Origin of the sequence: Aliiroseovarius sp. xm-d-517 (genome assembly GCF_013283135.1) — a bacterium.
Lineage (GTDB): Bacteria > Pseudomonadota > Alphaproteobacteria > Rhodobacterales > Rhodobacteraceae > Aliiroseovarius > Aliiroseovarius crassostreae.
The window spans coordinates 259,430-271,506 of record NZ_WBXT01000001.1 but is presented as its reverse complement, the minus strand read 5'-3'; the positions used below and the strand labels follow the sequence as shown (position 1 = coordinate 271,506).

Genomic DNA, 12,077 nt, shown 5'->3' with positions numbered 1-12,077 from the left:
CCATGGGGGAGGTCAGGCGCTGCCCGTGCAAGCACGGGCTAATTCCGACAACTCATTTTTTGGTTATTTTTGCCCGTTGATATTCCCCAGAAAGAAGGAGGAATTCACAGGTTGAATAGGTTAGGGACACGACAAACTGAGCGTGATGTTGAGCCGGTTTCAGTTTGGCTGCATGCCGATCACTTGCTTTATTTGAAACTTCGTAAAATCCTGTGATCATCGAACTAATCCCACTCAATATCGGTTTGAGCGGATCAGATGTGTCAGAAACAACGTTCATTCCACGGGAGGTTAGGAGTAGTCGAAACAGTTTTTTCAAATCACCTTCATTGGCATTGAACTCAACACTCTCTTCTTTCAAAGCCAATTTTACAAATGTTTCCAGAAATGTGTAGCATATAGATATTGCGCCCGAATAGTCGCCTGTCTCCATCCGCTTATCTGCTTTAGCAGAATGCTCTTTCAGAGACGTGAAATCTAATAAAACTTCTGGGGCTTTTGATCGGTGACTGAGCTACTCCCCGAAGTTTGGACAGTGTCGGGCGTAAGTTAAGCTACTCTCTGCTCCTGCTGATCGGGTTTGGTTTTGTTTTTTCTCAGCCAATAGACCACGGCTGGGGGTTTGCCGCCAAGGGCGGAATGGGGGCGCTTGCGGTTGTAGAACTCGATCCACTTACCGACGCCGGCTTTCGCCTCTGATCCGGTTTCCCAGGCGTGCAGATAGACGCACTCGTATTTCATGCTCCGCCAGAGGCGTTCCACGAAGATGTTGTCGAGGAAGCGCCCTTTGCCGTCCATCGATATGCGGACACCTGATCGCCGCAAGCTGTCGGTCCAGGCGCAGGACGTGAACTGGCTGCCCTGGTCGGTGTTCATGATCTCGGGTGGGCCAAACCTGGCGATGGCCTCGTTCAACGCTTCGACGCAGAAGTCCGCCTCCAGTGTGTTCGATATGCGCCAGGCCAACACCTTGCGGGTGTGCCAGTCGATGATCGCCACCAGATACAGGAACCCGCGCCGCATCGGCAGGTAGGTGATGTCTGCTGCCCAGACCTGATTGGGCCGACCCACTCGCAAAGCTCGCAGCAGATAAGGATATGTCTTGTGCCCCTTCGCTGCCTTGCTGGTGTTGGGTTTCTGGTAGATCGGCATCAGGCCCATCAGCCGCATGAGCCGCCGGATGCGCTTCTCGTTCACCAGATGGCCCTCATTGCGCAGGTGCCAGGTCATCTGCCGGACACCAAAGAACGGCGTTTCCAGGAACTGCTCGTCGATCTGACGCATCAGCATCAGATTCAGCGCCGTCTCGCCCTTGGGCTGGTAGTAGAACGACGAGCGCGAGATCGACAGCAGCTTGCACTGCCTGCCGATGGACAGGTCGGGATTGGCAGGCTCAACCATCTTCCGTCTCACTTGCCGATCCACGGCTTGAGCTTTCGTGACAAAAAATCGTTGGCCACGGCCAGCTCCCCGATCTTCGCGTGCAGTTCCTTGACCTGCTCCTCGTCAATCTCAGGGGCTTTCTTGCCGCCGCGCTCAAAGACGCCGGACGCACCTTCCAAGAGCGCCCGCTTCCAACTGTGGATCATCGTCGGGTGGACGCCAAACCGGCTCGCCAACTCAGCGACCGTCTGTTCACCCTTCAGCGCCTCAAGCGCCACCTTCGCCTTGAATTCCGGCGAATGGTTCTTCCGTTTCGACATCTCTGATCTCCTTCTCATCGAAGACCAGCAGACAACAAATCGTAGCTTACGTCAGTGTCCGAATGTCAGGGGGTAGCTCAGATCCACTGCTGCTTTCACTCGGAAAAACATCTCACCTTCAATGTATTCGTCACCTTGCATGAAGCCTGCATGGTAGTCCTTCACAAGACGAAATCCATCTCGCGATAAGACTTTGTTGAACTGGAAGGCTGCATCCTCAGTCTCGCGTTCTCGATCCAACCCAAATTCAAATGCCTCTGCGACAACCGCCTTTAAACGATCTGTACCATTCAGTTTATTCAACTTATCGCGGACGTAGTGATGACGCGATAGGAATCCCTGACCATACAGATCCTCTTCCCCATGCGAGTTAAAAAAGTCGACCAACCTAGGACCCGAGCGGTACTCTGAAATTTGGGTATCGCCAGTTATGATCCCTACGAGAAACTCAACCGCTCTACTTGAAATCCTCAATTGGTTCGACCTCCAAGATCAAATGATCGGGGCCAGCCCCGACCGTTATCACCCCCGCAACTCCGCCTCAAACTCACGCCACTCACCAGCGCTCATCCCCGAGTTTTCCTGCGTGACCTCTTCGCCTTTCAGCATCCGGCGGATGCAGTCCATGGCGCGGCCGGAGAGGTTGGAGCCGCCCAGACGGTAATCTTCAAACGCGCCGTAGGCGGCAGGCACCCAGTCGGCGACGATCTTGCACATCGCTTCGGCATAGACGCGGATTTCGTATTGGGCGTGGTGGTCGGCGCGCAGGCGCAGGAAGTGGAAGAGGTTGTGCAGGTCCACTTTCCAATACCACTGCGTATAGACATTGGCGGGCAGGTTCATCCGCGCCAGCTCGCGCGCCAGCCCGTCCTGACCGTCCTGCGAGATCATCTCTTCGTAATGATCATAGGCCCGGTTGCTGTCGGCCTTGAGGATTTCCAGAACCCGTGCGGCCTCTTCCCCCTGCAACGCAGCCCCCCGGCCCTGGTTGTTCACCACCGATTGCGCCGCCACATGTTCGGGCGCCGGGATATAAAACTCCCGATCCAGGATCGAATAGCGCGCGGAATATTCATTCACATTTGCGGTGCGGTGACGGATCCATTGCCGCGCCACAAAGACCGGCAGTTTCACATGCAGCTTGATCTCGCACATTTCAAACGGGGTCGAGTGCCAGTGGCGCATCAGGTAGCGGATCAGACCCGCATCATTCTGCACCGATTTCGTGCCCTTGCCATAGCTCACCCGCGCCGCCTGACAGATCGCCGCATCGTCGCCCATATAGTCGATGACACGGACAAAACCGTGATCCAGCACCTCATGCGCGGTGTAAAGATGCTTTTCCATGCCTTCGCTCACCACACGCATCGTGGTGTTTTTCTGGCTGCGCTGTTCTTCGATCTCGGCTTTCTGCTCAGGGCTCAGGGGCATGACGAATCTCTCTCTGAATGTGATTGGGGCCACTATATCTAGGCGATGCGCCAAGCGGAACACACATGATGACGTGGCATCCCCCCAAAGCGGCGCATTCACCACACAGGCCGAGTTTTTCACGCGAGCCCATTGAAAACTTGACAATATCCGCTCCAACCGCCTGAATGACGCAAAAGAAAACCCGAGGCAGTTTCATGACAGTGACTTTGAAAACAGGCGCAGCCCTGACCGCAGCCATGGCAGCTTTTACGCTGGGGGCCTGCGACAATGGTGGCAACAACCCCCTGACCAATCCGGCACCCGACACCCCGGCAACAGAAAGCCCGCTGCCCCCCGGGACCGATGATCCCTCTGCAGGCGGATCCATCAACCGTTACGAAGAAGAGGACGGCTCCGGCAACGGCTATGCGCAGTCGATCACCTATAATGAGGTGGACGATACTTTCACCGTCGACAATTTGGGCTTTGACGGGACCAACACCTATTCGCGGGTCCCTCTGCCCAACGTGCAACTGGCCGCGGCGGTCTCGCCCTATCGGGTTTACGAAAACGCCTCGACATTTGCCGATTCCGTGACCGGCACGCCGATCACCCAATTGCCCCACAAGGCGATCCTTGGGGTCAGCACCAACAGCAATCCCGATGGCTCTCCCGTGACTCAATTTGCCCTGGTGCGCACCGGTGCCTATACCGATTACGGCTTTGGCGGCTTCATGTATGAACGCAACGGGGCGGTTGTCCTGCCGACCAGTGGCCAGGCCGGTTTCCGGGGCGGTTACGCGGGGCTGCGGGATTTCAGAGGGGTCAGCGGGCTGGAATATACCACCGGCGACATGACCCTGGATATCGACTTTGACGATTTCAACGCGGGCGACGCGGTGAAAGGCACCATTACCAATCGTCAGGTTTACGATATGGACGGCAACCGCCTGACCGATCAGTACATCGCCGAGATCAATGACGACAATGCCCTGGTCACCGGCTGGCAGGATATCCCGCTTGGGGCCCTGCCCTCGCTGCACCTGACCATTGGCCCGGATACGCTGAACGCTGATGGGGAATTGACCAATGGCATCACCAGCAGCAACTCCGGCGTTCAGCTGGAAAGCGGAAATTACTACGCGGTGCTGGCCGGTGAAGGTGCGGATATGGAGGTGACGGGGATCGTGGTGATCGAAAGCGCCGATCCGGGAACCGATGGCGTGGTTATCCGCGAAACAGGCGGCTTCATCCTTTACCGATAAGTCGATGACTTTCCTTCGAAAACCCATATTGGCGGCGGTGTTATCACTGCCGCTTTTCGCCACATCATCCCTGGCCGAACAAGTGACCCTGAGCGCCGACCAGATGCTTGTGGCCACACGAAACGCGCTGGCGGCGCGGCAGCCGGGCGTGGCGTTACGATTTGCCACCGCCTATCTGGATGCTTATCCCGACTCCGTCCTGATGCTGGTGCTGAAATCCCGTGCCGAGCGGGACCTCGGACAAAACAAAGACGCGCGCAACACGGCCAAACAGGCCTGGAAACTTGCCCAGACCGAGGGACAGAAATACTCCGCCGCCATGGTGGCCGCACAGGCCTTTGCGTCGGGCGGCAACAAGATGGCAGGGCAGTTTTGGCTGCGGCGCGCCTCAAACCACGCTGCAACCCCCGCGCAGAAGCGGCAGTTGAGACAGGATTTCAACTATGTGCGGGCACGCAACCCGTGGCGCCTGCAGCTTGATTTTGGCCTGACGCCAAGCTCCAACGTCAATGACGGATCCTCGGAAGATGGGGGGTATTGGGTCTTTGGTGGCACGTTGCTTCCGGTAACCTATCGGGGGGCCTCTCGCCCGCTGTCCGGCCTGGAAGGACATCTTGGCGCGGACCTCACCTACCGGTTTGCCGAAAGCAAAACCGCACGCAGTTTCGTTGGCGCGCAGATTTTTCATAAGGAAGTCTGGCTGGACGACCCGCGTGAGGCCGCCCCCGCTTCGGTCTCCGGGGCGGATTACCGCTACAGTTCCGTTGCGCTGACCTATCGGCATCAGCGCCTGTTGGGGCAAAATCGCGGGATGCTGGACTTTGACATGCGACTGGGGCGCAACTGGTATGGCGGCACACCGCTGTCGGTTCTGTTTGGTGCCGGGTTGCAGTTTCACCTGCCCCCCAAGGCCGGGAAGCGTCTTTCCCTGCAATTGAAATATGACCTGCAATCGCCGGACAGCGCATATGTCGATGACATTCACACCACCGGGATCGGGTTGCGCTATCGCATGCCGTGGCAGAAAAACCGCCTTACTCTGAAGGCGGACTACCAAACGGCAGCCTCCCGCGACATCACCCGCGCCTATGACGAATACCGGCTCGGGATTGATATGGATTTTGGCAAAGCACTTGCCGGCAACTCGATTTCAGGGGGCGTGACCGGCAGTTACCGGGAATATGCCCAATCCCCGCACACATTGGACGGGCGCCGGGACAAGACGTTCTCGGCATTTGCCGAAATGACCCTGAACTCGGTCAGCTATTGGGGGTTTTCCCCGGTTGTCAGCCTCAACCATACCCGCACCAGTTCAAACGCTGCCCGGTTCACAAAATCGGAAACCGCGCTCGGTCTGTCGATCCGGTCCCAGTTCTGACCTCTTTTGCTTAGCCCCGGGTCTGTTAAAGCGTTTCAAGTTTGTCCCGAAACGCTTTAATGTGTTTGCTGAAACAGCTGAGACACAGGTTTTCCCCGAAACGCCACGGCACTGTCACGTCCTGCCCCGTTTCACCCCCTGTCTCAGGTCAAGACCAAAACATTACAGGCGGGGGGACAGCCCCTTTGCCCAGAAGGAGAAACCGGATGGAAATCCGTTATTTACACACGATGGTTCGGGTCAAGGATCTGGACAAGAGTATTGCGTTTTTTGAACTTCTCGGGCTGAAAGTGACCAGCCGTCGGGATTTTGAACAGGGGCGGTTTTCGCTTATCTTCATGGCCCCGCCGGGGCAACCGGACTGCCCGGTGGAGCTGACCTATAACTGGGACGGGGATGAGGGGTTGCCCTCGGACAGCCGCCATTTCGGCCACCTCGCCTATGAGGTTGAGGATATTTACGCGATGTGCCAGCACCTGATGGACAATGGGGTCACGATCAACCGCCCACCGCATGACGGCCGGATGGCCTTTGTGCGCTCACCCGACAATATTTCGGTCGAGTTGCTGCAGATGGGGACCCCACTGGACCCGGCAGAACCGTGGACCAGCATGGGCAACACGGGGCATTGGTAAATGCTGCGGGCGTGGGACATCCTGGGAAGAGGTTACTGGCGTTTGGCGCAATGCGCCCTTTTCCTTGCCCTGCCCCTGCTGACCGCACCACTTTCCGCAGCCCCCTGTCGACAGGCCCTTGCGCTGGGGCTTGATGTCTCCGGTTCGGTTGATGATCGGGAATACCGGCTGCAACTGGATGGCATTGCAGCGGCGCTGCTGCAACCTGACGTGTTATCCATCCTGACCTCTCAGCCACAGGCCCCTGTTTCAATTGCCATTTTCGAATGGAGCGGCCCCGACAACCAGAATATCCTTGTTCCCTGGACCCGGATCCAATCGGCGCAGGACGCCCAGGATGTCGCCACAAAACTCAACCAGCAACGACGCCGACCGGGGGATCCGTCCACAGCCATGGGCAAGGCCCTGATTTATGGTGCAGACCTGTTGCGAAACATGCCCGGTTGCTGGCAACACACGCTGGATCTATCCGCAGATGGCATGTCCAATTCGGGGCCGCGCCCGGTGGAAGTGGCCGAGGATCTTGCCCGCAATCCGGTGCTGGTCAACGGGCTGGTGATCGCGCCGGATGGCAGGGGGGACCAGCAGGGTCTGGACCAACTGACCCGTTATTTCGAAGAATGGGTCATCCGTGGCCCGTTCAGCTTTGTGGAACAGGCCGCGGGGTATGAAGATTACGCAAATGCCATGGCCCGCAAGTTGCTGCGCGAGCTGTCAGGGTTGCCCCTGTCAGAAGCCCTCCAAAAGAACGTGCCTGAAGTGCCATCTGTGACCGCTGCTGAAAGCCGACCAGAAGCGCCATCTCAGGACGTTTCAACTGCCTCAAACACACGGCTCCGGTCTAAGACGCCAAGTCAGCAGGACACGCAGGCCCATTGATCGGCCCGGAAATCAGTAGATATAGCGGATCTGGTCTGTCCAGTAACGTTCAACCCGTTTCAGCGCCGAATTGATCTCTTCCACACCTTCAGCCCCCAGCACGCCGCGCGACTGCAACCCATCTGCGTGGCGCTCAAACAGCCCGCCAACGATGTCCCGAATGGCCCGGCCACTTTCCGTCAGGCGCACGCGCACGGAACGGCGGTCAATTTCACATCTCTGGTGGTGCATATAGCCCATTTCAACCAGTTTTTTCAGGTTGTAGGAGACGTTTGACCCCTGATAGTAGCCACGCGATTTCAGCTCGCCCGCCGTGACTTCGTTGTCCCCGATATTGAACAGGAGCAGCGCCTGCACGGCGTTGACTTCCAGCACACCAACACGTTCAAATTCATCTTTGATGACATCCAGCAATAGCCGATGCAGACGTTCGACCAGGGCAAGGCTGTCAAGATACTGGCTCACGAACGTCTGGTTGACGCTCTGAGGGATTTGGGAATGCATGCTCATTCGTTACTCCGACCTAATTCTTGTGGTCAGTTTTCAGAGCAAATCCATTACATTCAGTTAAATCTGAGAATAAATCTGGCGGAGAGTTGCTGAAAATTTTCAGCAAATCTCCTGTTTTGATCCCGATCCGGCCTTAGCGGGCGCCGGTGAACTCAGCGATCTTTTCGATCAAAGGCGCTATTTCAGCGGGTGGCGTGATCTGGCCCGACACCCATTGATAGAGGTCCTGATCATTTTGCGACAGGAGCGCTTCGTATTCATCCAAGGCGGCGGCATCCATTTTTTCAAGATGAGCATCCGCATAGGATTTCAGGATGATATCCATCTCCTTGATGCCGCGCCGCATCGACCGCATCGACAGGCGTTTGATGCGGTTTTCGGGGGTTTCCCCTTCCGGTCCCCCCGGCAGCTCGCTCAGAAGCGCGTCGAGCATCTCGTCGTTTTTACGGGTCATGCCTGACCTCCTTCGAAACGTTTGCGCAATGTCTTTTCCAGCCGCGCCAACCGGTCGGCAGAACTGTTCATCTGGGTGCGCAAATCCCGGATTTCACGCAATATATCACGGATTTCCGGCGTGTGTTCAGGTTCGTCCGCAGGCAGGTTCACCCCCTCCCCTTCGCCGGTCAGAAGCCAGCGCAAGGACACATTGAGAACCCCTGAGGCCATGTTCAGCTTGTTGGCGCGCGGTTCGGACAGGTCATTTTCCCAATTGCGCAGCGTGGCAACCTTGACCCCAAGGCGTCGGGCCAGTTCGGCCTGGCTCATGGCTTCGGCTTCGCGGGCCCCGGCAAGGCGATCCCCAAAGGTGGCTTCTTCCTCCGAATACCATCCACTGTTCTGATCTGCATCTTCCATAAAATAACCCTTTCTTCATCTGCCTCATCCAATTGGGCGCACCATAGGGGCAATCGGGTAGAAGTTGAAGGGTCCTGCCCGCGACAAACCGGACTTATAACGCTGCGTGTGCCGGTTTCTTGCCATTATGGCTTTCACAACCGTGTCGAAACCCATTAGATGTTTCGCAACTGACTTACCAATTGAGGTCCCCCCATGTCTTTCCTGTCTGCGACATTGAACCGTGTAAAACCCTCCCCCACCATCGCCGTTTCGAACCTGGCGGCTGAGTTGAAGGCGCAGGGCAAGGATGTGATCGGGCTGGGTGCGGGGGAACCCGATTTCGACACACCTGAAAACATCAAGGCGGCCGCAAAGGCGGCGATTGATGCGGGCAAGACGAAATACACTGCCGTTGACGGCATCCCGGAGTTGAAGGCCGCAATCTGTGCCAAGTTCCAGCGCGACAATGGGCTGGATTACAGCCCTACCCAGATCTCGGTCGGGACCGGCGGCAAGCAGATCCTCTATAATGCGCTGATGGCGACGCTCAATCCCGGTGACGAGGTGATCATCCCGGCGCCCTATTGGGTGAGTTATCCGGATATGGTGCTGCTGGCAGGTGGGGAACCCGTGGTGGTGGAATGCCCGCTGGAAACCGGGTTTCGCATGACACCAGAGCAGCTTGAGGCGGCGATCACCCCCAAGACCAAGTGGCTGATTTTCAATTCCCCCTCAAACCCCACCGGGGCTGGCTATTCGCGTGACGAGCTGAAGGCGCTGACCGATGTGCTGATGCGTCATCCGCATGTCTGGGTGATGACCGATGACATGTATGAACACCTCGCCTATGGGGATTTCACCTTCTGCACCCCGGCCGAGGTCGAACCGGGTCTTTACGACCGCACGCTCACCTGCAACGGCGTGTCCAAAGCCTATGCGATGACCGGCTGGCGGATCGGTTATGCGGCGGGTCCGGTGGAGCTGATTGGTGCGATGCGCAAGATCCAGTCGCAATCAACCTCGAACCCCTGTTCGGTCAGCCAGTGGGCGGCGGTTGAGGCGCTGAATGGTCCGCAGGATTACATCCCGGAAAACAACAAGATGTTCGTGCGCCGCCGGGATCTTGTGGTCGAGATGCTGAACGCCGCCGACGGGCTGGAATGCCCGGTGCCGGACGGGGCGTTCTACGTCTACCCGTCGATTGCCGGATGTCTGGGCAAAACCTCGGCCGGTGGGGTGAAGATCGAAAACGACGAACAGTTCGCAAAAGCCCTGCTGGAAGAAAAAGGTGTGGCGGTGGTGTTTGGCGCGGCCTTTGGCCTGAGCCCCAATTTCCGCGTGAGCTATGCCACGTCCGACGCGGCGCTGAAGGAAGCCTGCACCCGCATACAGGCCTTTTGTGCGGAACTGAGCTGAGGAGGGACAATGAGCACCGAACTGCCCGACTATTACTTCCGTGTGCGCGACAACGGCGCCTTTGTCTTTCGCGTGGATACCGAAAACCGCCATCGTCGCATCGACATGGAACAGATCGCCATTGTGAATATCCGCAATGGCGAGGTGAAACCGCATGGGGACCGGGTGCTATCATCGGAAGATCAGGCGGCGATTGCCACCTGGATGACGGAGCGGCGTGCGCTTTTGCAGCGGCGCAGCATCGACGACATCCTGCGCACGGTGGATCACCTGAACACCACGGCCCATTGGGCGCAGACCAAGGCGGAGGAGGAGGAGCTTGAGGCGATCACCGACACGCTCCTTCTGGCGATGCATGATCTGCGCAGTGTGCTGGTGCGCAAGAAAGCAGATCGGATGATGAAGGGCTGAGGCCCCGTGCTAAAGGCTGAGGCCCCGTGCTTTTGCGGTGGGCAGGCCCAAGGTGTTTCGACTTTGACCTGAGACGGGGAAAGGGGCGCTGCCCCTCGCCGCTGCGCGGCTCACCCCGAGGTATTTTTGGCAAGAAAAAGAGATGGGAGACGGATGGCCGGAGCGGCTTTCCCTTTTCCCGTGTGATACCAGTGAAACGGCGGGGGCCGGTTATGACAGGGCCGGTTATGACTGAGACAGGCGCGAAGAGCGGCTCCAGAACCGCCAGGACATGAACGCACCTGCGCAGAGAAGCCCGATGACAAGGCCGGCCCAGACGCCCTCTCCGCCCCAGCCCCATTGGATCCCCATCAGATAAGACATTGGCACCCCGACCAGCCAGTAGCTGATCGAGGCGATCACCATTGGCACCTTGGTATCATGCACCCCGCGCAGCAGGCCCAGCGCCATCACCTGTGCGGCATCGGCAAACTGGAAAAGAGCCGCCACGACCAGCAGCGAAGTGCCGACGCGCAGGATGTCGTCGCGCAGCGGTTCGGCCGGATCCAGGAAGGCGCTGATCATCGGGTATGGCAGGCCGATGAACACAAGCACGGAAATGCCGCCAAACAGGAGCGACAGCAACGTGATCGCCAGCGCGCCCCTGCGCAGCCCCTCCTCGTCACGGCGCCCAAGCGCACGGCCCGCCCGCACGGTGGCCGCGTTGGACAGGCCGATATGCACCATGAAAAAGGCCGATACGATCTGCAGGGCGATCCCATGTGCTGCAAGTTCCAGCGTCCCGATCCAGCCCATCACCACGGTGGAGGCCGAGAAAAGCCCCGCCTCGGCCAGAGATGTCAGGCCGATCTGCACCCCCATGCGCACCACTTCGCGCAGGGCGTCCCAATCCGGGCGCCAGATCCGCTGAAACAGGTTATGTTCCGGCAGCGCCCGCACCGCGTAGGTCACCAGCACGGCAAAATTGGCACATTGCACAATCAGCGAGGCCAGCGCCGCGCCGCGCACCCCCATTTCGGGGAAGCCGAAATTGCCAAAAATCAGCGCGTAATTCAGAAAGGCATTCAACACGGTGGCCAGAAGCGTAGCATAGAGCACAACCTTGGTGCGCTCCAGCGCCGAAAGATAAGAGCGCAGCACCATCAGCCCCAGCGCCGGATACAGGGACCAGCCCATGATGCGCAGATAGTCCTGCGCAATGGCCGATAGCTCTGGTTCCTGCCCGATGGCCAGCAGAAGCGGTTCGGACCACCACAGGGCGGGCATCACCAGCGTGGCGATGATGGCTGACGACCAGAACCCCATTCGGGTCACCCGGCGCACGCGGGTGTCATCCCCTGCCTCGGATGCCGACGCCACCATCGGCATCACCGCCCAGGCAAAGCCGGACCCCATGATCATCAGCACGAAAAACAGTGTGCCGGCCAGCACAACAGCGGCCAGCGCCTCGACCCCGTACCAGCCCAGCATCACCGTATCGATGATCTGGATGGCAAATCCGGCCAGTTGCGAGCCAATAAGCGGCAAGCCCAGCAGGAGGGCTGCACGCATATGCTGCGGGAGTGTTTGCGGTAACGTCGTCATTCCCCACCGCTATGATGAAATCCCTGCGCCCGCAAGGGGGGAAATT

General features: G+C 58.2%; 14 protein-coding genes. 6 read left to right on the top strand and 8 right to left on the bottom strand.

The window, feature by feature from the left end:
* Positions 1–52 precede the first annotated feature (52 nt).
* The 4 genes from XMD517_RS01250 to thyX all read right to left on the bottom strand — a co-directional run bounded on the left by XMD517_RS01250 (position 53) and on the right by thyX (position 3,134).
* Positions 53–433, bottom strand: coding sequence for an abortive infection family protein (locus XMD517_RS01250; RefSeq protein ID WP_173487377.1), 381 nt, complete (start codon positions 431–433; stop codon positions 53–55).
* Between the two features lie 116 nt (positions 434–549).
* Positions 550–1,703 (bottom strand): IS3 family transposase gene (locus XMD517_RS01245; RefSeq protein WP_371732405.1). Its coding sequence is split into 2 segments (ribosomal slippage): positions 550–1,436 and positions 1,436–1,703, totalling 1,155 coding nucleotides; the frame shifts between segments, so codons are not numbered across the junction.
* Positions 1,704–1,754: 51 nt separating this feature from the next.
* Positions 1,755–2,090 carry a hypothetical protein gene (locus tag XMD517_RS01240; RefSeq protein ID WP_173487672.1) on the bottom strand — a complete coding sequence of 112 codons (336 nt, stop codon included), beginning with the start codon at positions 2,088–2,090 and terminating at the stop codon, positions 1,755–1,757.
* A 135-nt stretch (positions 2,091–2,225) separates the two neighbouring features.
* Positions 2,226–3,134 carry an FAD-dependent thymidylate synthase gene (thyX, locus tag XMD517_RS01235; RefSeq protein ID WP_173487671.1) on the bottom strand — a complete coding sequence of 303 codons (909 nt, stop codon included), beginning with the start codon at positions 3,132–3,134 and terminating at the stop codon, positions 2,226–2,228.
* A 197-nt stretch (positions 3,135–3,331) separates the two neighbouring features.
* Between thyX and XMD517_RS01230 the strand changes: the two genes are divergently transcribed.
* The 4 genes from XMD517_RS01230 (at position 3,332) to XMD517_RS01215 (ending at position 7,273) form a co-directional block, all read left to right on the top strand.
* Positions 3,332–4,381, top strand: a complete 1,050-nt coding sequence (locus XMD517_RS01230; protein WP_173488280.1) for a hypothetical protein — start codon at positions 3,332–3,334, stop codon at positions 4,379–4,381.
* Positions 4,335–5,759, top strand: a complete 1,425-nt coding sequence (locus tag XMD517_RS01225) for a surface lipoprotein assembly modifier (protein ID WP_173488281.1) — start codon at positions 4,335–4,337, stop codon at positions 5,757–5,759. The genes XMD517_RS01230 and XMD517_RS01225 overlap by 47 nt, the downstream gene beginning before the upstream one ends.
* Before the next feature lie 206 nt (positions 5,760–5,965).
* The gene (locus tag XMD517_RS01220) at positions 5,966–6,394 is read left to right on the top strand and encodes a VOC family protein (protein ID WP_173487668.1); all 429 of its coding nucleotides are present in this window, start codon (positions 5,966–5,968) and stop codon (positions 6,392–6,394) included.
* The gene (locus XMD517_RS01215) at positions 6,395–7,273 is read left to right on the top strand and encodes a DUF1194 domain-containing protein (protein ID WP_173487667.1); all 879 of its coding nucleotides are present in this window, start codon (positions 6,395–6,397) and stop codon (positions 7,271–7,273) included.
* A gap of 12 nt (positions 7,274–7,285) precedes the next feature.
* Here the strand turns inward: XMD517_RS01215 and XMD517_RS01210 are convergent, their stop codons facing one another.
* The 3 genes from XMD517_RS01210 to XMD517_RS01200 all read right to left on the bottom strand — a co-directional run bounded on the left by XMD517_RS01210 (position 7,286) and on the right by XMD517_RS01200 (position 8,638).
* On the bottom strand, positions 7,286–7,783 hold the full coding sequence (locus tag XMD517_RS01210) for a MarR family winged helix-turn-helix transcriptional regulator (RefSeq protein WP_173487666.1): 498 nt from the start codon (positions 7,781–7,783) through the stop codon (positions 7,286–7,288).
* Between the two features lie 133 nt (positions 7,784–7,916).
* Entirely contained in the window at positions 7,917–8,216 is a 300-nt protein-coding gene (locus tag XMD517_RS01205; protein ID WP_173488284.1) for a succinate dehydrogenase assembly factor 2, read from the bottom strand.
* Between the two features lie 17 nt (positions 8,217–8,233).
* Positions 8,234–8,638: a helix-turn-helix domain-containing protein gene (locus tag XMD517_RS01200; RefSeq protein WP_173487665.1), complete on the bottom strand. Its 405-nt coding sequence runs from the start codon at positions 8,636–8,638 to the stop codon at positions 8,234–8,236.
* Positions 8,639–8,833: 195 nt separating this feature from the next.
* Here XMD517_RS01200 and XMD517_RS01195 point away from each other — a divergent pair, with 195 nt between their 5' ends.
* A complete protein-coding gene (locus XMD517_RS01195; protein ID WP_173487664.1) occupies positions 8,834–10,036 on the top strand; it encodes a pyridoxal phosphate-dependent aminotransferase in 1,203 nt (400 codons plus the stop codon).
* Positions 10,037–10,045: 9 nt separating this feature from the next.
* A complete protein-coding gene (locus tag XMD517_RS01190) occupies positions 10,046–10,447 on the top strand; it encodes a hypothetical protein (protein WP_173487663.1) in 402 nt (133 codons plus the stop codon).
* A 225-nt stretch (positions 10,448–10,672) separates the two neighbouring features.
* Here XMD517_RS01190 and XMD517_RS01185 read toward each other — a convergent pair whose 3' ends face one another.
* Positions 10,673–12,031: an MATE family efflux transporter gene (locus XMD517_RS01185; protein ID WP_173487662.1), complete on the bottom strand. Its 1,359-nt coding sequence runs from the start codon at positions 12,029–12,031 to the stop codon at positions 10,673–10,675.
* Positions 12,032–12,077 lie beyond the last annotated feature (46 nt).